Raw genomic sequence first — 19,288 nt, 5'->3', positions numbered from 1 at the left:
CAATCATGAACCGCACCGACTCTACAATGCTACACTCGATGCCACGCTGTATCACCTTATAGCAACCGATTATTTATAGGAACTGATTATGCCTTTAGAAGCGATCGCCATCAACAGCTTGGATGCGCCACTGATTAAAAAGCCTGCGCGTGAAAACGAACTATCCGAGCGCCTGCATGCCTTATATGACAGCGATGAGAACCAGCCAAGTGGCGCAGAAGTACTAAATCTCGTTGAACAAGGGTTTAAGCGTGGTCAAACCCTGTATGTCGGTATGTTTAATGACAAGCCTATCGCTGCCGTTGCCTGCTTTGATGATGGACAAACGGATGCCAAGCGCTTGCAATATCTCACTGTCCATAGCCAAAATCGAGGTCGCGCTATCGATGCTAAATTTATCAAACTGGTCTATGATGCCGAAGTGAAAAAAGGCGTCCGTGAGTTTGTCCCAGTCGATGCCGATATTCATCGTATCATGAGCGAGTATGAGCTACTGCGCGTTAAGGATTAAATGTGAGGTTAAAAGCTTGAATTTGGCTTATATTTGACTATTTATGCCTTTTTATCGCATATTATGCAAAAACCACTTGACAGTAACGCCGATATTTAGTTTAATAGCGCCTCAACGAAGACGGCTCGATAGCTCAGTCGGTAGAGCAACGGATTGAAAATCCGTGTGTCGGCAGTTCGAACCTGCCTCGAGCCACCATTCGTTTAAGAATTCTAAAAAGCCCCGAACATTTATGTTTGGGGCTTTTTTTATGCTTAAAATTTTATAAACATTACAGGGATACCTATCAATAACATCTGATACCCACACTAATACATAACATTTTTAGGCTGTTTTTGAAGTGCAAATGCTCTCTATACTAAAACAACCAATTAGCTGCAAGAGGTAGAAGCCATGAGAGAGTTTGATTATGATTTGGATTATAAAAACCTAAACTTACGCGCGCAGCCTGAGCTGTATCGCGTCGGTCGCGGTGAGCAAGGCGTGTTATTGGTCGAGCCTTATAAATCCGAAATCCTGCCGCACTGGCGCTTTGCGACGCCTGATATCGCGCTTGAGAGTAGCGAAATTATTTATCAGATGTTTTTAGATTATTTAGCTGCTGATGACTTTGTCGGTGCCGATATGGCGCGCAAATTTATCCAAATGGGTTATACCCGCGCCCGCCGCTATGCCAATCATAAAGGCGGCAAAAAGTATAAGGGACCCGTGCCCAATGATAAAAAAGGCCAAAGCGGCGCGCATGGACGCGAAGAATTACCACGGCAAAGCGAAGACCCTATCAAAGCAGAATCTGCGCGTATTTTTAAACAAAAATGGGATGAGTGCCGTAAAAATAAAACCTATCTAAAGATGAAAGCGGCACACCGTGAGCGCTATAAAGAGGTTAAATAATCGAGCAAAAACGCGCTTTGCATACGCTTTAATGGCTTCTTATGCTATGGTTAAAACATAAATCTAAGATACAGACGTGATAACCCGAAAGGCGAGAAATAATGGATAAGCAGCTTTTAATTTTTGACTTTGATGGCACATTGATTGATAGCGTACCAGATTTGGCTGATGCGACGAACGCCATGCTAACCACGCTTGGTAAAGAGACCTATCCGATTAGCACCATACGTAACTGGGTCGGTAATGGCTCAAGAATGCTGGTCGAACGCGCGTTGGTGGGTAAAATAGAAGTACTAGAAGGTGAGTTAACGGTCGAGGAAGCCGATCACGCCGAGCAAGTATTTTTTGACGCTTATAAAAATATTAGCGGCAGCAAAACCGTCGCCTACCCAGATGTCGATAGCGGACTAAAAAAGCTCAAAGCCGCGGGCTATACGTTGGCATTAGTGACCAATAAACCGATTCGCTTTGTCCCTAAAATACTGCAATCCTTTGGTTGGCAGGATCTATTTTCTGAAGTACTGGGCGGAGATAGCCTGCCCCTTAAGAAACCAGACCCCGCGCCGCTATTGCATGTCTGTGAGGCGTTGAATGTGACTCCAGCACAAGCGGTCATGATTGGTGATTCTAGAAACGATATATTAGCCGGACAAAATGCCAATATAGACACCCTTGGACTGTCTTATGGTTATAACTACGGGCAAGATATTCGCGAGCTCAATCCTATCGCAGCATTTGATGACTTTGCGGCATTGGTTAAATACCTTTTAAAAAAGGAGATTATAAATAATTGAACTTCAAGTAAGTTATTTACTACGATAACTCAGCGCCTCTGATACATGAGCGCTGGTAATATCAGTACTATCAGCCAAATCAGCAATGGTACGCGCGACGCGTAATACACGATGATAGCCACGGGCAGATAGATTAAGACGTTGCTGAGCGAGCTGTAATAACTGCTGCTCGCCCGCGCCTAGCCGAATATATTTATCAATCTCGCTAGGACTCAGCTCGTTATTAACCTTTTTTTGGCGTTTTAATTGCTGCTTATGCGCAGCAGAGACTCGAATTCGCACTTGTGCCGAGGTTTCACCAGCTTGAGCATTTTGCAAATCAGCTATTGGCAGTGCTGGCACGGTAATATGCAAATCAATGCGATCAAGCAGTGGCCCTGATAGCTTATCTTGATAGCGCTTGATTTGCTCCGGTCGGCAGCGACATCGTCCTGATCCGTCGCCATCATAGCCACACGGACAAGGATTCATCGCCGCCACCAGTTGAAAATTTGCCGGAAAAGTCATTTGTGAATTGGCACGGCTAATGGTGATTTGCTTGGCTTCCAACGGCTGACGCAAAACTTCTAACACAGTACGGTCAAACTCTGGTAATTCGTCCAAAAATAAAACGCCCTTATTGGCAAGGGTAATCTCGCCAGGTTTGGGACGAGAACCACCACCGACCAATGCTACCGCTGATATAGTATGGTGAACTTGACGAAATGGCCGCGTACCATAATCATAGTCGCTGTCTGCTACTGAATAGGTACTGGCGACTTCTAATGCATCCTCATCACTCAAATCAGGCAAGATAGTCGGTAGCCGTGACGCCATTAACGTCTTGCCCGAACCGGGTGGCCCGGTGAATAACAGTGAATGACCACCGGCGGCGGCAATCTCTAACGCCCGCCTAGCATGATGTTGACCTTTTACATCCGCCAAATCTACCTGATAACCAATATACTGCTGCGCCGGACTGGGCGTGACTATCTCCAGTCTCTCATTGATGACGCTTGGGTCAGCTAACGATTGTAAGTGGTTACAAACCGCTTTTAGGCTTTGAGCGCCTAATATCTCGACGCCTTCAACACGGCTGGCTTCCGTGCCATTATCAATCGGTACTATTAATTGACGTAATTGCTGTAACTGGCGCGGCTCTTGTTCGTCAGCTATTGCAGACTTTGCCACTAGTGACTCTGCTTTCATTGCCCGTGCAACCGCCAAGCTACCACTTACCTGCCGCAGCTCGCCATTCAATGCTAACTCGCCGATAAACTCAAACCCTGATAGTACTTCTGGCTCAAGTTGTCCGCTTGCCGCTAAAATACCGATGGCAATCGGCAAATCTAGCCTTGCACCATCTTTTGGCAAGTCTGCTGGTGCTAAATTAATCGTCAAGCGGCGATTAGGGAATTGAAAGCCCGAATTCAGAATCGCCGAGCGCACCCTATCTTTACTCTCACGTACGGCAGCAGCAGGCAAACCGACAATGGTTAATGCTGGCAAGCCTTGTGATAAATGCACCTCGATAATGACCTGCGGGGCATGCAGTCCGACGACTGAGCGCGTATAAACTTGGGCAAACGACATGAGCGTTTCCTAATATAGATATTTATCGATAATAGAGTATTATTAATCAGTGCGCAAATGTCGTGTCTTATAATTTATCAATCTGTATGAATAGTATTGTTCCCAGCCTATTAGTTAGCTATATAAAGGACATTTCTGCCTAGCTTTAAGCCAAATATCAGCCGTTAAATCCGTTGGTTTATTCGCTAGCATAGAGGTTTGAAATTGTTATATGATTGATAAATGCTTTTTAATTTATCTTATCTATCATCAAGCATAATAAATGCAATATAAGGCATAAAAAAGCATGGCAATAAAAGGAATTTATTGACATATAAAGCTTGATGGTGGTTTTTGTCGACGCTTTATAAAATCGTAATTAACCATGGATGGGTAAGCTTATGAGCATCAATATGCTGAATCGGCGTGTACACACACTCACGCTATTAACGATGGCAGTCTCGTTGGGATTGTTTGGCTGTTCGGATAACGATAATTTTAATGGCAATATAGATAACGATGACAGCTAGGCGGCGGATATCCAGCGCACTGAGTTTGGGATACCGCATATCACCGCCAAGAACTATAAAGGCTTGGGTTACGGCGTCGGCTATGCCTTTGCTGAAGATAATATCTGCTCACTGGCGCGCGAAATCGTGATAGCCAAAGGTCAGAGTATGCGTTATCTGGGTGATAAAGGCGATGTCGATAGTGATGTTTTTTATACCTGGTATAACTCAGACGCTAAGCGTAAACAGTTTTTAGATGCGCAAGAGCCTGAGGTTTTGGATGCGGTAGCAGGCTATGCTGCGGGCTATAGCCGCTATTTACGTGATAAAGGCGTCGACAATATCGATCCTGACTGTGCAGGCGCTGAATGGGTTCGCGAAATCACTACCGATGATTTGCTAGCGCTTTACGGCAAGGCCAATTTGCGCGGTGGTCTATCAAACTTTGTTACGCCTATCGCCACTGCGGCGCCTCCAGTCGAAAAAGGTATCATGGGTAGCTCTCGAATGCGTACGCTTTCTATAGAACCAGAGAGCGACTTATCGCCAGAGTCGGCAGCGGATTTGGCCTCAGGCTTTGATTTTGATATGAAAACCATCAATGTGACTGATGGCGGCAGTAACGCCTATGCTTTTGGTAGTGAAGTCACTGGCACCAAAAGCGGTATCCTTTATGGCAATCCCCATGAGCCATGGGAAGGTTTACAGCGCTTTTATGAGTTTCATTTGACGATGCCAGGCGAGCTTGACGTCATGGGAGCAGGACAGCAAGGACAGCCTTTCCCTAACATTGGCTTTAATAAAGACGTCGCTTGGAGCCATACGGTTTCTACCGCCAAGCGTTTTACCCTGTATCAGCTCAGCTTAGTAGATGGCGACCCAATGAAGTACAACTATACCAATAGTGCAGGCGTCGTTGAGCAACGTGATATTAAAAAGGATGACGTCACTATTCAACTGCCAGATAATAAGACGCTGGTAAGATCGGTTTATTCGTCACATTTTGGCCCTATGATAGCCGTCAATCAAGTCAATGGCTTACTGCCACCTTGGGGCGCAAACAATATCGCCTTTACTATCCGTGATGCCGCGGCAGAAAACGCCCGCTCATTAAACCAATGGCGCAGTATGAATCAAGCCACCAGTGTCGAGGATTTGGTCGATAAAATGCAAGATATGGTTGGGCTAGGATTTGTTAATACCATTGCCACCGACCGCTATGGTAAAGCGCTTTATACTGATATCTCAACCGTGCCGCATGTCACCGCAGATAAATTAAATAGCTGTACTGCTGGTAAGCCTTATTTACAAGCTATCGTCAGTTTTGGTCTACCAGCATTGGATGGTAGCAAGGCTGATTGCGAATGGGGTAATGATGCCGATTCGCCGCAAGCGGGCATCTTTGGACGCTCAAATCTGCCTTTCTTAATTCGTGATGACTATGTGCTTAACTCAAACGATACTTATTGGTTGAGCAACTTAGATGAGCCTTTAACAGGGTTTTCACCGCTGCTACGTCGTCGTTTAACGCCATTCCCTAGTGCAACTAGCCCAGAGGGCGTGCCACTTTCTCTGCGTACACGCATGGCATTTCAGCAAGTATTAGACCGTCTTGATAACTCAGATGGCTTGGGTGGCACTACCTTTACCTTAAACAATATGCAAGACGTCGTTTATGGCAACCGTAGCTATGCTGCCGAGTTGGTTCTCGATGATGTCTTAGCGGACTGTAACGCCAACGCTATGTTACCTCTGACAGGTGGCGGAACTATCGATGGCAAACAAGCCTGTAGCATCCTGAGTAATTGGGATCGTCGCAACAATATCGACAGCCGAGGCGCTCATGTGTTTAGAGAGTTTTGGAGCAAGGCTGGTGTTAGCGAATACACGAATACCGCATTTGAAGTGCCATTTAACGAGGCAGACCCTATCAATACGCCTCGCGAGCTGAAAATTACGCCACAAACTCGCCAAGCCTTGGGCGATGCGATTGCCTATTTCCAAAATAAAGGCATTGCACTTGATGCCAGCTTAGGTGAGCTACAATATGTGCTAGATGCTGGCAAGAATAATCAGCGTATCCCTATGCATGGTGGTTATGGTAGCGAAGGTATCTTTAACGCTGCCCGAGGTGAAGGAGTTAATGAGGTTGGTCATTATATTATTAATAATGGGCCAACCTACATGCAAGCGGTGACTTTTGATGCTAAAGGTCCTGTCGTAGAGGCGCTGCTTGCCTATTCACAAGCAGGGGATAGTACGCGTCCTTATCATCGCGATCAGACGCATCGTTATTCAGCTAAAGAGTGGATTCGTGTGCCTTTCAGCAGCAGCGAAATCTCCCAAAAAGCCGTTGGTGAAGTGATTAAATTAAGGGAAGAGTCATAACCAAATCGTTAAGCATTATAAAAAAGACTTTAGGCCAATCCTGAGGTCTTTTTTTATTCCAGATAACAATACAACTTTATGGGTATATACGAAAACTTGCCATCCATGCCACTATAACCAATGATTTGTTATACTGCTTGTTACTTAAATGGCGATTTATACAGTTAAACCGAGGAATCTCGCATGTCAGAACCATCCGATATCAATAGCGACCAAACGTCTTTCGCTCATGCCAGCGAGCAGCCGACCACGGTACGCCCTGTGACGCAGCCGGACAATCCGTATGCCAGTACCCGTGGCAGCATCACCAGTAAGCAGCTGCCAGCATTCGATGAAGAGATTATTAATAAATACAATCGTTCTGGGCCGCGCTATACCTCCTACCCGACCGCTTTAGAATTCTCACCGATGCCAGCAGGACTCGAGACTAAGATTCTACAAGAACGCGAAGCCCATGCGCCCTTATCGCTATATTTTCATATTCCGTTTTGTCGGCACCTTTGCTATTACTGTGCTTGTAATAAAATCATCACCAAAAAAAATAGCGATGCTGGTGATTATTTAGAATATTTGATGGCGGAAATTAAGCATAAACGTAGCTTATTACAAACACCAGAAGACGGCAAAAAACCACTGGTCAAACAGCTGCATTTCGGTGGTGGTACGCCAACCTTTTTACAAGATAATGAATTGGTACAACTGTGGGAGTTTTTGCAGACCCAGTTTGAATTTTTGCCAGAAGACCAAGGCGATTACTCTATTGAAATCGACCCGCGCGAGCTGGGCGACGAAACATTAACAGTACTACGCAACTTGGGTTTTAACCGCGTAAGTTTGGGCGTACAAGACTTAGATGAAAAAGTACAAATTGCCGTCAACCGTATAAATTCTGCTGAACTTATTGAAAATGTGCTTGCTGAAGCGCGCGCGCTGGGCTTTCACTCTACCAACGTCGACCTGATTTACGGCTTACCGCATCAAACGCCTGAAACTTTGGATACAACGGTACGCCGCATTATTGAGATGGCGCCCGATCGCTTATCGGTATTTAACTATGCCCATCTGCCTGAGCGTTTTAAATCTCAACGCCAGATTAAAGAAGCTGACTTACCGACGCCAGCCGCCAAACTTACGATGCTCGGCAATACCATCAACACCTTAACCGAAGCCGGTTATCAATATATTGGTATTGACCATTTTGCCAAACCTGATGATGAGCTTGCCATCGCCCAGCGCGAAGGCAAATTACATCGCAATTTTCAGGGTTATACCATCATGGGCGATTGTGATTTATTGGGCTTTGGGGTGTCGTCAATCAGTCAAATCTCTAATGCTAATAGCAGCTATATCTTGCAAAACCACACCGATTTGCAGGTATATAAAGATAATATCGACGCAGCACGTAATAACCCAACCGTCATGCCCGCGGTCAATGTGATTAAAACCTCTATCAAAGATCGCTTACGTGAGTACGTGATTATGAATTTATTGTGTCACGATTATATGGACTTTAGAGACATCAATCAGAAATTTGGCATCGATGCTATTACCTACTTTATTAATGAGATTCAACAGCTTGGTGAAATGCAAGAAGACCGCTTGATTGATATGGATGCTGCTGGCATTCGCGTATTACCCAGAGGTCGTTTATTAGGTCGCAACGTCGCTATGGTATTTGATGAATACCTTGAGAAAAAACATAAAAACCGCTTCTCCAAGGTCATCTAAAATACACTGAGTCAATACTTAACAATAAAAAAGACCTCACTTGTGTGAGGTCTTTTTTATTGTCTGTAGTAAGAATAAATAGTTAAGAATAGGTGGTTAAGAATAAATAGTTACGAAAAATCACGCTACTCTATTCAGTCGGCATGACGATATATAAGCGATTGGCATCTTCTATCGTTTTATCTTTATCGAGATACTTTTGCTCAACCGTGCTTTTTGGGTTGATGACCTCTGAATCAGTCATGGCAAAATCATCATCATTGAGTAAACCCAATGATCCATCTTGCCGTAACCATAAGCCTTCAAGCTTATCATGCGGATAATCTAAAGTAGCTAACACATCGACGACCAAGGTTTTTTTAACAGGTATAATTTTTATCTTCTCAAGCATTTGCCAGTTTTTCTCATCTACTGCAATCAACTGCTCAAGCGTTTGTCCATTGACTAGCAAGCCAAGCGTTTCATCTTGCTTAATATTCTCATCATTTAAAATAGTTTCGATATCTGTTGCTTGCGCGATATCTATTTTGTAGATTAGTTTTTGCGCTGACTTATCTTGTAGTGGGAACTTGCGATCATGTTCAATCAGATAAAACTCATGACTACTTAAGGCCGCGATGCCAGAAGTCACGTGCTCCGCTTTATCTAATCGATATAGATACTGGGCTATTTGTCCCGAAACCAAATTTATCGTTACCATACGCACCAAAGAGGACAATCCTGACTTATCAGGATTGTCCATAGAGGACTCCATGATGCCGACCAATGTCGTTTGGTCTGGCGTCATCGTTAATGCCTCCATACCCCGATTGACACGACGCTTGGTAAATTCTGTCGGTAACAGAACCTGCTTACCATTGATAATTACATTATTACGCTCATCATTGGCAAAGGCATTGATACGCGCTATCTCTATCCCATTGGCATCATAATGCACAAGGTGTGGACCATATTCATCACTGACCCAAAAACTACCATCTTGCAGCGCCGCTAGCCCTTCAGGATCTAAACCATTAATATCGGTTTTAATAGGATTGGTCACCGCATCAAAAGGCAAATTTGGATTAACGGTCATCGGCTGCCCATCGATATCATAAGGTACTTCATTGGTGCCGCCCAGTGCCTTTGGATTCGGTAACCCAGAGATGGGATTGCCTTGCCTGTCTTTCAGCAGCAGCTCTTTTACTTTGATAATTTTGCCGTCAGCTTGCAATTCAAACAACCCAATAGACGGCGTATAATTTGGCACAAGAAACTGCTTACCTTTACCGGCAACCCCATCAAAGTCTGCATTAGGACCACGATCGGTAAGGGCATAAAATTGATTGGCCTTGGTTGGATGTGCCGCCGCATCTGAACCGTAGCCGCCGCCCCGAATCTCTAACTTCTGCTCAGGATAAGCGGCATTAATATGCGTCGCATCAAGTACGGTATAAGGCAATGGGCTGCCTTGCGCAAATTCATTCATAGCAATAATTACAGCATTTCTATCTTTCGTGGTCATTATTATTTTCCTTATACATTTATTTTATAGGCGTATTTTTATTATTAAACAACAAGAACATCGTACGCTAAAAAACCACTGACATGATTAGGGGTAAATTAAAGTTAAAAAAATAGCCAGCACGTAAAACGCTCACTGACTATTTTTACTCGCTGGCTGCTTTTAAGAGTTATTTTTATAACAACTTAAAATATGCTTGATTAAACCTTAAGCTTATCGCCAACCATACCTTTAATAGTGCTTAAAATATCGGCGGGTAATACCACCATTTTCGCGTTATCCGATTCTGCTAACTGGCGAATCGACTTAATATATTGCTCACCCAATAGGTATACAATCGGCATTTCTTCTTTGCCCATCGCCGCGGTAATAAGGCGAATGGACTCTTCTGAACCTTTCGCCAATACCACTTGCGCTTCAGCATCGCGGCGTGAGGCTTCCAAACGACCATCAGCCTCTAAGATAGCCGCTTGCTTTTGACCATCAGCACGGGTCACGGTCGCACGACGTAAACGCTCTGCCGCCGCTTGCTCTTCCATTGACGCTTGCATAGTCTGCGAAGGGTTAATATCTTGGATTTCTACCGTTTTTAGGGTAATACCCCAATCAGCAATATCTTCTGAGATGGCGTGTTTTAGCTTGGTTTTGATTTCATCACGGCTTGATAAAGCGCTGTCCAAATCCATCTCACCAATGATTGAGCGCAAAGACGTCTGTACCAAATTACGAATACCGTATTCATAATCTTCGATACCATAAACGGCTTTATCAGGACGGACAATATTAATATAAGCAACAGCGTTGGCGATAATCACCACGTTATCTCGGGTAATAACCTCTTGTGAGGGAATATCAAGCACGATGTCTTTGGTTGTGACTTTATAAGCGACATTATCGACATAAGGAATAATAATATTGAGTCCCGGCTCTAGGGTTTGGCTATATTTACCCAGTCTCTGCACCACCCATTTATAGCCTTGTGGGACAATGCGCACCCCTTTAAACACTGTAAATACCACCAATGCAATCAATACCACCATCACAATACTAAAACTTTCCATGTTCCACCCCTATTATTCTGCTTAACTATTTTTATTAATGACCGCTTGCGATGTCATCGTACTGACAATCAGCTCATTACCGACGATATCTGTTACCACCACCCGATCACCAACCGCTACTTGCTCGCCTCTGGTACGGCACATCCATTCGGCAGCACCAACGATAGGCACGCTAAAACGTACCATACCAGCTCTCTCAGGTTGCGGCGCGACGATAATCATACCGGTCTCACCGATAATCACACTGCCGCCCAATCCCGCTTTGGTGCGATCGACAGACAAGGGTTTGATAAATTTAAACCACGCTACTAAAAAGATAGCCGAAAGTACCAACCAAATAATGATTTGGACGGAGACAGGGATAGGTATTAACCATAAGAGGGCGGCAACGATAATAGCGGCTGCCCCAAACCAAAGGCTGGCAAACGTCGGCACAAACATCTCGACGATCAGCAGCACAAAGCCTAATACGAGCCAGTGCCAAGGTTCAATCATCCAAAGCATCTCCATTATTGTTATATTCCCTATTCTTGCCAATCTAGCTTTCAATGTAGCACATTTTGTTATCAAACAGCGCCTTAAAAGTTATACGCATAAAAAAACGACCACCGAAGTGATCGTTTTTTATTTTACTAACTATTTAAAATTTAAAGTGTGCACCTAACGTAATACCATTCGAATCTAAATCTTCCCCATCATCAAATTCTATCGTTGGATAAAAATTGTACATAGCTTCAATACTAGCCATAGGAGTGATGTTATAACCCAAACCTAAACCACCAGCCACACCTGAGTCAGAAACACTAAAGCTCTCATTAAAAACAGAGGATACTTTATCAGTAATCTCAACCTCTATTTCATTTTTTGCTACGCCTAAACGACCTTTTACATATAAAGCAGTATTTGGAAATGCATAATCATAAGTAGCATACAAACCATAAACATCAGCACTATATTCTGATTTTTCAAAGCGGTCTTCATATGCATCAGTATCGCTAGTAGTTAGATACTCAGCTTCAATACCAAACTCTGGTGTAAATTTATAGCCACCATAAACACCATACGATACAGCGTCATCTTCTGCTTCATCTGGGCTATACTGACCGATTTTTACACCAGCGTACGGCTGACCTGCATAGTTAAGTGCCGCTTGCGCGCTTACACTCATCAAAGAACCAACTGATAATGCGAGCAAAACTTTTTGTAGAGTATTCATATATGTTCCTGTTAAATAAACTAAAATACAATTTGGATGAGTATTACAAAGCATACAAATTGGTTCAACTATTGTTGGACGCGCAATACTAACAGAACAATTTTAGTAATGCTCGTTTTTTTAATGACGCTTACAGCACTTTTTCTTTTCGCATAAAAAAACGACCACCAAAGTGATCGTTTTTTATTTTACTAACTATTTAAGCTATTGCTGATTAAAGAACTTAAGATTCAAATAATTAGAATTTAAGTTGTGCACCAACGGTCATAAGATCAACATCACTACCTAACTTGTCATACTCAGCTTCAACACTGAAGTTAGGGTTTACTGAATATCCAAGACCTACACCACCAGCTAGGCTAGTATCACTATCCGAGAAGTTTTGTGTCAAAGTATTTTTGCCTTCCACTTCAGTTTTAGCAACGCCTAGCTTACCTTTAGCATATAGACCAGTGTTTGGGAAAGCATAACGGTATGTACCGTAAGCACCATAAGACTTGGCATCTACGTCACCATTTTGGCCAAAGCTACTATAATCAGCATCATCTGAGCCTACGTATTCAGCTTCAATACCGAAGTTAGGATCAAAGTTATAACCGCCATATATACCATAAGCTGTTGGCTTATCAGTACCAGCATAATCCAAGTCAAACTGACCGACTTTTACGCCGACGTATGGTTGACCAGTATAGCCGTTGCCATAAGATACAGCTGCTTGTGCACCCATGCTTACTAAAGAACCAGCGGCTAGTGCAAGTAGAGTTTTTTGTAGAGTTTTCATATGTAGCTCCTTAAAATCAATTTGGACAAACAAGTTATTTATTTATGTGGGCTTTTTTAGCCATATCGCCTTGTTTGCTAACGATGTATACATAGTAACAAACTATGTCAAAGACTCTGTCAGTGTTTAATGGTAAGAAAGTTAAGTTTTGCAAGTGTTTGTCAGCACTCGGGTTACAAAGGCTGATATATGAAATCTTTTGTTACAACCACCGGTTTTGGGTAATACTTCCTACTCATTAGCCCGAGCCTAAGTTTGCAAAATAAAAGAACGCACCTCGAAAGGTGCGTTCTTTATTATAAATCAGACGTCAATTTTAGCTTTTAATCTGGCTTATTTTTTGTCTTCGTCTACTTCAGTAAACTCAGCATCGACGACGTCATCGTCAGCTTGGTTGCTGTTGCCAGCATTATCCCCACCTTGTTGGAACTGGCTTGGATCCATACCTTCTGCGCCTGCACCACTATCTGCATAAATCTTTTGGCTAACTGGCAAGAAGGCATTGTCTAACGCTTCAAGCTTGGCTTTGATTTCGTCATGATCGTCTTCTTTAGCAGCCGCTTCAAGCTCAGAGATAGCTGTTTCTACTGTTGATTTTTCATCTTCAGTCACTTTATCTTCGGCGTCTTTCAATGCTTTTTGTACCGCATGGATACGACCATCTGCTTCGTTACGAACTTGTGCTAAGTTAGCGAATTTCTCGTCTTCAGCAGCGTTCGCTTCGGCATCACGCACCATTTGTTCGACTTCTTCGTCCGACAAACCAGAATCCGCTTTAATTTGGATACTTTGTGCTTTACCAGTACCTTTATCTTTCGCTGAGATATTCATGATACCGTCAGCGTTGATGTCAAAAGTCACTTCGATTTGTGGTAGACCACGTGGTGCTGGTGGAATATCGGTCAAGTCAAAACGGCCGAGCTGTTTATTTTGGTTAGCGATTTTACGCTCACCTTGATAAACCTGAATGGTTACTGCTGGTTGGTTGTCTTCTGCCGTTGAGAATACCTGTGATTTCTTAGTCGGAATCATGGTGTTTTTCTCAATGATTGGCGTCATAACACCGCCCATTGTTTCGATACCTAGCGTCAATGGCGTTACGTCAAGCAATAGGACGTCAGTTTTGTCACCAGACAATACCGCACCTTGAATCGCTGCACCAGCGGCAACTGCTTCGTCAGGGTTGACGTCTTTACGTGGCTCTTGACCGAAGAACTCTTGTACTTTTTGCTGTACCAGAGGCATACGAGTCTGACCACCTACCAAGATAACGTCATCGACATCGCCGATTTTTAGACCAGCATCTTCTAGAGCTGTTTTACAAGGACCCATGGTACGTTGTACCAATTCTTCCGTTAAGCTCTCAAGTTTTGAGCGGCTGATAGTGACAACCAAATGCTTAGGACCACTGCTATCGGCAGTGATATATGGCAAATTCACTTCCGTGCTTTGGGCACTTGATAGCTCAATTTTCGCTTTTTCTGCCGCTTCTTTTAGACGCTGCATCGCAAGAGAGTCACCTTTTAGGTTGACGTCTTGGTCTTTTTTGAATTCGGCTACTAAAAAGTCAATTAGCGCTGAGTCAAAGTCTTCACCACCAAGGAATGTATCACCGTTGGTTGCTAGTACTTCAAATTGCTGTTCACCATCGACATCAGCGATTTCGATGATTGATACGTCAAAAGTACCACCACCCAAGTCATATACAGCAACGGTGCTATCGCCTTGCTTTTTATCCATACCATAAGCAAGTGCGGCAGCGGTTGGCTCGTTAATAATACGTTTTACATCAAGACCCGCAATTTTACCGGCGTCTTTGGTTGCTTGACGCTGTGAGTCATTAAAGTAAGCTGGGACAGTAACAACAGCTTCAGTAACGGCTTCACCAAGATAGTCTTCGGCTGTTTTTTTCATTTTTTTCAAGATTTCAGCAGAAACCTGTGGTGGCGCTAATTTTTTACCATTGATTTCGACCCACGCATCACCGTTATCAGCTTTGGCGATTTTATAAGGCACCATACCGATGTCTTTTTGCACGACTTTGTCATCAAAACGACGACCAATCAGACGCTTAATGGCAAATAGGGTGTTGTTTGGGTTGGTGACCGCTTGACGCTTGGCTGACTGACCAACAAGGATCTCGTCATCTTTATAAGCGACAATCGATGGCGTGGTACGTGTACCTTCAGCGTTTTCGATGATTTTAACTTTATCACCTTCCATCACTGCCACACATGAGTTAGTTGTACCTAAATCAATACCAATTACTTTACCCATAATTAATTGCTCCTAATTTATTTTTAAATAAAAATATCTATATCATCAGACCCTAGATTATGAAAACTATCGACATCTAATCGGTCACTTGTTGCTTTATATCGGTTTAAGGCTTCGTTTTTTCAAGTCAATCCACAGCTAAATATTGCCTTTTGTGTGATTTTTTGTGTAAAACCCCATTAATAATAGGGTTTAGTACAATTAAAGACTTATTTTTTAAATACTAATACCTTAAATCTTCTATATTTGATTGCTACTGACCAACGCGTACCATCGCTGGGCGCAACAGACGACCGTTTAAGCTATAGCCTTTTTGCAAGACCGTACCTACTGTATCGGCTGGCGCATCGGCATCGATACCGACCGCTTCATGCAAATCAGCGTTAAATTTCTCGCCTTGTGGCTCGACGACTTCAACGCCATTTTTATTCAATACATCTAACAACGCTTTATGAGTCAATCTTACCCCTTCGATAACAGGGTCATCTGCATGAGCGTTTTCGATAGCGCGCTCTAAATTATCGACCACCTCTAATAGCTCTTTGGCAAATTTTTGCAGGGCAAATCTTTTGCTTTTATCGGCTTCTTGCTCCATGCGTTTTTGCGCGTTGTATGCTTCGGCATTGGCGCGAGCGGTGCCTTCTTTGGCTTGCTTGACTTCGCTTTCTAGCTCAGCGATACGCGCTTTAAACGTATCTAAATCGATATCGTTTGCAATCGTGCTCTCTGCACCTGAATTATTTTGTGGATCAAATTCTTGCAAGGTTTCATTTAAAATACTGTCGTCGTGTTCGACATTATCGTGCGAAACGTTGTCGTGTGGCATATTTTGCTCATTAGATTCGTGGTTATTATTCTGCTCGCTCATGATAGCTCCTTAATAGGGATATAATTATTAATGGGGTTGTTAACTTAATGATGATGGATTGAAAAACGCAATAAAGCGGCTACTGACTAGCCAAACTGTGTTTTTCTCCATTGCTTACTTAATAGGTTTATCGGCTTTTAACAATCATCTAGCCGTTATCACTCACTTTTTTATCACTCACGGATTTTTAGCAATCGCTTTTTTAACCTCTTCTGATAGCTGCTTGATAAAGGTGATGAGGGCAAATTTCAAGCCTAATCTAAGGAATTTTTCTCGATATCCATTAATGTTGGGATAATACTTATCAACTATGCCCTAAAATTACCGCATTGCCTTTACGCTTATTGTCAATAAGTGGTTAATTTCGCTAACAAAACCAACAGAACACCGTCAGTTATTCCAAATAAATTACTACTCACTCCTAAACCATTACCAAAGAATACTCAACTTTATTTCCACTTATCATATGATGGCTGCAAATATTATCTATCATTTATAGGAGGTGTTATGCCTAATTCAACAGTATTATCAATCAACACCTTACTTAATAAAGCAGTGAGGTCACTTAACCTGACCGCTTTGGCTCAAGAAAAGCCTGAAAGTGCACGTGATAGCTCTTTAAACAATCATAAACCAGAAAACTTACCAACTTTGCCAATAAAGAATGCAGAGATTGCAACCAGCGCTGAGGATAAGCCATTATCCATCAAAGATAAGGTGCTTTATCATAACCTAATGACCAGCTATCAGCCGCACCTACTGCATTACGCTATGAAAGGTATCGGCTGCTTACCAGAGTCAGTATTAGAAAGCTTGGTCGGCTATTTGGATGGACCGACCGCTAAGCAATACGAACACGTCGATGCCCATTTACGCTTAATCCTTGCAGTCAATAGCAAGCTTAAAACGCCATTACACCTTGTAGACATGGTCGAGTTGCGCAAACGCTTTGCGGCCGACGTCGTTGCGATGCAAGCGCCAACCGTCTGGCAACAGCCAAGCTCTACCTTATTTAATAGTATTAAACCTTTTGTCAAAAAAGATAGCCCTACCGTAGAGTGGGAAGACAAAACCATTGCCAATGCTGATGATGGCGACATGACCATCCGTTGCTATCAAAAACAAGTAAGTGCAACAGGCTTTAGCTTTAAAAAGAAACCGAAACGCAATCCTGATGAAACCGTGATGTTATTTTTTCATGGTGGCGGATTTTGTATCGGTGATGTCGACACCCATCATGAATTTTGTCATGCCGTCTGTGAGCAAACGGGCTGGCCAGTGATCAGTGTTGATTATCGCTTAGCACCCGAATATCCTGCACCGACAGCGTTACAAGATTGTATTGCTGCTTATGGATGGTTGGCTGAAAATTGCCAAGCATTTGGCGCCTTGCCATCGCGTATCGTATTGGCAGGTGATAGTGCGGGCGGCGGGTTATCAACCATGGTTGCTCAACAAGTCATCACCCCAACGGCAGAAGCATGGCAAGATTTGGGCATTAATGGGCAAAAAACTTTTGAGATATTGCAGCGCGTGCCATCGCCAATGGCGCAAATGCCTCTGTATCCTGTGACGGATGTTGAAAATGATTATCCTAGCTGGGAGTTATATGGCGAGGGTTTATTATTAGATCATGCTGATGTGGCGGTATTCGACGCCGCTTGTTTAGAAAACAGCCCGTTACCGCGCCAGCATATCTTGACTTCACCTATGCTCGGTGACAATAGCCATATCTGCCCTACTTATATCGTCGCGGCCGAATTAGATGTCTTGCGTGATGAGGCTTTTGCTTATGCTAAGCAGTTAGAAAGCTATGGTATTGCGGTCAAAACCTATACTGTTTATGGCGCACCGCATGGGTTTATCCATTTTATGAGCGTCCATCAAGGGCTTGGACAGGAAACGCATCATATTATTAATGGTTTTTCCAGCTTCGTACGTGAGATCATCAGCACCCAAGACTTAGTGGCTGCATGACTAAATGAATACTAGCTGGGTCTACGTATAGTTCGTTGTTAAAGTAGGCTAAAAGTTAAAATAAGAATTAACCAAGAACGGAAGTCATAAAAGTATCAGCAAGGCTAATTACTATGAACCAGCTTGACCTGTCAAAGTAATTAGCCAAACCTCAGAACGCGTACCCAATCTAAATGGCACCGCGCCGATACCATAACCTGAAGTCACCAAAAACTGCGTGCCTTCTAGTTGTTTGGCGCCATAAACCAGTGGTGTGAACCATTTTAGCAATGTCGTTAAAGGAAATATCTGCCCACCATGGGTATGCCCTGATAAATGTAAATCAATGGGCAAGCCTTTTATTTGTGCTAAATCGGCAGGGCTATGCTCTAAAAATATCACCGGTTTATCCGCCCTCACTTCACTAAGTAACTCTGTGGCGGCGGGGCGTGCAGGATCGGTTTCATCCGAACGCCCTATCAGCAACACTGAGTCATCCAACCAGACACTTTTATTATCAATCACTTGAATACCTGCCCGCTCGACTGCTTTAGCAATAGCAACTTGATTACCTGAATAATCGTGATTGCCCAAAGTAGCATAGACACCGAGCGGTGCTCTTAGTTTTGATAAATGCTCATGCATATTGGTATTGTCATAAGCGTCAGTGGAATCATTCATGACATCGCCCGCGATAACCACCACATCTGGACTTTGGGCATCTATCAGCTTCACCATCTTATCTATCTGCCGATTACCAAACCATCTACCTAAATGAGTATCAGACACCAAAGCTATCTGCATTGGCTTATTGAGTGGCTTATCTGTCGTTACTTTCAGATGATGTACGACAGGCGAATAAGCATTAAATACTGTTAAACCTACAAGACCAGCATAAACCACAGCAGCAACGGCTCTAATGAGAATTGGATGGTATTTTTTCTTCAGGATATAGAGATAAACTAGGGTAATGACAGCGGTTATTAAGCCTGCATAGAACATAAAGCCTTGCAGAATACTGACAACCAAGTAGACATGGAAGCGCTCGTGCCAAAACTCACTCAGTCCGTAGAAAAGAAAAGCATTATTAATGACAAAAACGCTTAAGACTAAAGCCGTCTTAGCCAAGCGCTGTTTTGGTTTGATGAACCCGTACAATATCCCGCTACTCATCATCGCGAGCAGCTGGGTAAGGATGATAAAAAGCCACATAATAAAATTGAATCAGACAAAGACGGGCTTATAGTACG

At 43.2% G+C, this 19,288-nt stretch carries 16 protein-coding genes and 1 tRNA gene; 8 read left to right on the top strand and 9 right to left on the bottom strand.

Annotated elements, in window-relative coordinates; all coding sequences use genetic code 11:
• The first annotated feature begins 88 nt into the window (after positions 1–88).
• From ACP7AA_RS08485 to ACP7AA_RS08470, 4 genes are all read left to right on the top strand, one after another.
• Positions 89–511: a hypothetical protein gene (locus ACP7AA_RS08485; RefSeq protein WP_201629809.1), complete on the top strand. Its 423-nt coding sequence runs from the start codon at positions 89–91 to the stop codon at positions 509–511.
• Between the two features lie 122 nt (positions 512–633).
• Positions 634–709 (top strand) — tRNA-Phe (locus ACP7AA_RS08480).
• Between the two features lie 195 nt (positions 710–904).
• Positions 905–1,405: a DUF4385 domain-containing protein gene (locus ACP7AA_RS08475; RefSeq protein ID WP_426223252.1), complete on the top strand. Its 501-nt coding sequence runs from the start codon at positions 905–907 to the stop codon at positions 1,403–1,405.
• Positions 1,406–1,506: 101 nt separating this feature from the next.
• Positions 1,507–2,199, top strand: coding sequence for a phosphoglycolate phosphatase (locus ACP7AA_RS08470; RefSeq protein WP_426223251.1), 693 nt, complete (start codon positions 1,507–1,509; stop codon positions 2,197–2,199).
• Positions 2,200–2,211: 12 nt separating this feature from the next.
• On the opposite strand, the gene ACP7AA_RS08465 is transcribed toward ACP7AA_RS08470, so the two are convergent.
• On the bottom strand, positions 2,212–3,771 hold the full coding sequence (locus ACP7AA_RS08465; RefSeq protein ID WP_426223250.1) for a YifB family Mg chelatase-like AAA ATPase: 1,560 nt from the start codon (positions 3,769–3,771) through the stop codon (positions 2,212–2,214).
• Between the two features lie 380 nt (positions 3,772–4,151).
• Between ACP7AA_RS08465 and ACP7AA_RS08460 the strand changes: the two genes are divergently transcribed.
• The 3 genes from ACP7AA_RS08460 to hemN all read left to right on the top strand — a co-directional run bounded on the left by ACP7AA_RS08460 (position 4,152) and on the right by hemN (position 8,375).
• Positions 4,152–4,280: a hypothetical protein gene (locus ACP7AA_RS08460; protein ID WP_426223249.1), complete on the top strand. Its 129-nt coding sequence runs from the start codon at positions 4,152–4,154 to the stop codon at positions 4,278–4,280.
• Between the two features lie 9 nt (positions 4,281–4,289).
• On the top strand, positions 4,290–6,647 hold the full coding sequence (locus tag ACP7AA_RS08455; RefSeq protein ID WP_426223285.1) for a penicillin acylase family protein: 2,358 nt from the start codon (positions 4,290–4,292) through the stop codon (positions 6,645–6,647).
• A gap of 183 nt (positions 6,648–6,830) precedes the next feature.
• Positions 6,831–8,375 (top strand): oxygen-independent coproporphyrinogen III oxidase, encoded by a 1,545-nt coding sequence (gene hemN, locus ACP7AA_RS08450; protein WP_426223248.1) that lies wholly within the window; start codon positions 6,831–6,833, stop codon positions 8,373–8,375.
• A 130-nt stretch (positions 8,376–8,505) separates the two neighbouring features.
• Here the strand turns inward: hemN and ACP7AA_RS08445 are convergent, their stop codons facing one another.
• The 7 genes from ACP7AA_RS08445 to grpE all read right to left on the bottom strand — a co-directional run bounded on the left by ACP7AA_RS08445 (position 8,506) and on the right by grpE (position 16,082).
• The gene (locus ACP7AA_RS08445) at positions 8,506–9,879 is read right to left on the bottom strand and encodes an esterase-like activity of phytase family protein (RefSeq protein WP_426223247.1); all 1,374 of its coding nucleotides are present in this window, start codon (positions 9,877–9,879) and stop codon (positions 8,506–8,508) included.
• Between the two features lie 200 nt (positions 9,880–10,079).
• A complete protein-coding gene (locus tag ACP7AA_RS08440) occupies positions 10,080–10,940 on the bottom strand; it encodes an SPFH domain-containing protein (RefSeq protein ID WP_201563875.1) in 861 nt (286 codons plus the stop codon).
• Positions 10,941–10,961: 21 nt separating this feature from the next.
• A complete protein-coding gene (locus ACP7AA_RS08435; RefSeq protein WP_201625830.1) occupies positions 10,962–11,435 on the bottom strand; it encodes an NfeD family protein in 474 nt (157 codons plus the stop codon).
• 145 nt (positions 11,436–11,580) lie between these two features.
• The gene (locus tag ACP7AA_RS08430; RefSeq protein WP_426223246.1) at positions 11,581–12,156 is read right to left on the bottom strand and encodes a porin family protein; all 576 of its coding nucleotides are present in this window, start codon (positions 12,154–12,156) and stop codon (positions 11,581–11,583) included.
• A gap of 238 nt (positions 12,157–12,394) precedes the next feature.
• A complete protein-coding gene (locus ACP7AA_RS08425; protein WP_183619232.1) occupies positions 12,395–12,937 on the bottom strand; it encodes a porin family protein in 543 nt (180 codons plus the stop codon).
• A gap of 333 nt (positions 12,938–13,270) precedes the next feature.
• Entirely contained in the window at positions 13,271–15,214 is a 1,944-nt protein-coding gene (gene dnaK / locus ACP7AA_RS08420; protein WP_426223245.1) for a molecular chaperone DnaK, read from the bottom strand.
• Positions 15,215–15,467: 253 nt separating this feature from the next.
• Positions 15,468–16,082, bottom strand: coding sequence for a nucleotide exchange factor GrpE (gene grpE / locus ACP7AA_RS08415; protein ID WP_426223244.1), 615 nt, complete (start codon positions 16,080–16,082; stop codon positions 15,468–15,470).
• Between the two features lie 507 nt (positions 16,083–16,589).
• On the opposite strand from grpE, the gene ACP7AA_RS08410 reads away from it, so the two are divergent.
• Positions 16,590–18,059: an alpha/beta hydrolase gene (locus ACP7AA_RS08410; RefSeq protein WP_426223243.1), complete on the top strand. Its 1,470-nt coding sequence runs from the start codon at positions 16,590–16,592 to the stop codon at positions 18,057–18,059.
• Positions 18,060–18,170: 111 nt separating this feature from the next.
• Here ACP7AA_RS08410 and ACP7AA_RS08405 read toward each other — a convergent pair whose 3' ends face one another.
• Positions 18,171–19,250, bottom strand: coding sequence for a metallophosphoesterase (locus ACP7AA_RS08405; RefSeq protein ID WP_426223242.1), 1,080 nt, complete (start codon positions 19,248–19,250; stop codon positions 18,171–18,173).
• Positions 19,251–19,288: the final 38 nt, after the last annotated feature.

Source organism: Psychrobacter sp. DWR1-2-3, assembly GCF_049896465.1.
In the GTDB taxonomy this organism is placed as follows: Bacteria; Pseudomonadota; Gammaproteobacteria; order Pseudomonadales; family Moraxellaceae; genus Psychrobacter; species Psychrobacter maritimus.
This window is presented reverse-complemented; position numbering and strand designations above follow the sequence as displayed.

Coding starts and splice junctions, on each gene's coding strand:
- grpE (WP_426223244.1), bottom strand. CDS start 16,082: ATGAGCGAGCAGAATAATAACCACGAATCTAATGAGCAAAATATGCCA.
- ACP7AA_RS08485 (WP_201629809.1), top strand. CDS start 89: ATGCCTTTAGAAGCGATCGCCATCAACAGCTTGGATGCGCCACTGATT.
- ACP7AA_RS08470 (WP_426223251.1), top strand. CDS start 1,507: ATGGATAAGCAGCTTTTAATTTTTGACTTTGATGGCACATTGATTGAT.
- ACP7AA_RS08440 (WP_201563875.1), bottom strand. CDS start 10,940: ATGGAAAGTTTTAGTATTGTGATGGTGGTATTGATTGCATTGGTGGTA.
- ACP7AA_RS08435 (WP_201625830.1), bottom strand. CDS start 11,435: ATGATTGAACCTTGGCACTGGCTCGTATTAGGCTTTGTGCTGCTGATC.
- ACP7AA_RS08460 (WP_426223249.1), top strand. CDS start 4,152: ATGAGCATCAATATGCTGAATCGGCGTGTACACACACTCACGCTATTA.
- ACP7AA_RS08445 (WP_426223247.1), bottom strand. CDS start 9,879: ATGACCACGAAAGATAGAAATGCTGTAATTATTGCTATGAATGAATTT.
- dnaK (WP_426223245.1), bottom strand. CDS start 15,214: ATGGGTAAAGTAATTGGTATTGATTTAGGTACAACTAACTCATGTGTG.
- hemN (WP_426223248.1), top strand. CDS start 6,831: ATGTCAGAACCATCCGATATCAATAGCGACCAAACGTCTTTCGCTCAT.
- ACP7AA_RS08465 (WP_426223250.1), bottom strand. CDS start 3,771: ATGTCGTTTGCCCAAGTTTATACGCGCTCAGTCGTCGGACTGCATGCC.
- ACP7AA_RS08430 (WP_426223246.1), bottom strand. CDS start 12,156: ATGAATACTCTACAAAAAGTTTTGCTCGCATTATCAGTTGGTTCTTTG.
- ACP7AA_RS08410 (WP_426223243.1), top strand. CDS start 16,590: ATGCCTAATTCAACAGTATTATCAATCAACACCTTACTTAATAAAGCA.
- ACP7AA_RS08425 (WP_183619232.1), bottom strand. CDS start 12,937: ATGAAAACTCTACAAAAAACTCTACTTGCACTAGCCGCTGGTTCTTTA.
- ACP7AA_RS08405 (WP_426223242.1), bottom strand. CDS start 19,250: ATGTGGCTTTTTATCATCCTTACCCAGCTGCTCGCGATGATGAGTAGC.
- ACP7AA_RS08475 (WP_426223252.1), top strand. CDS start 905: ATGAGAGAGTTTGATTATGATTTGGATTATAAAAACCTAAACTTACGC.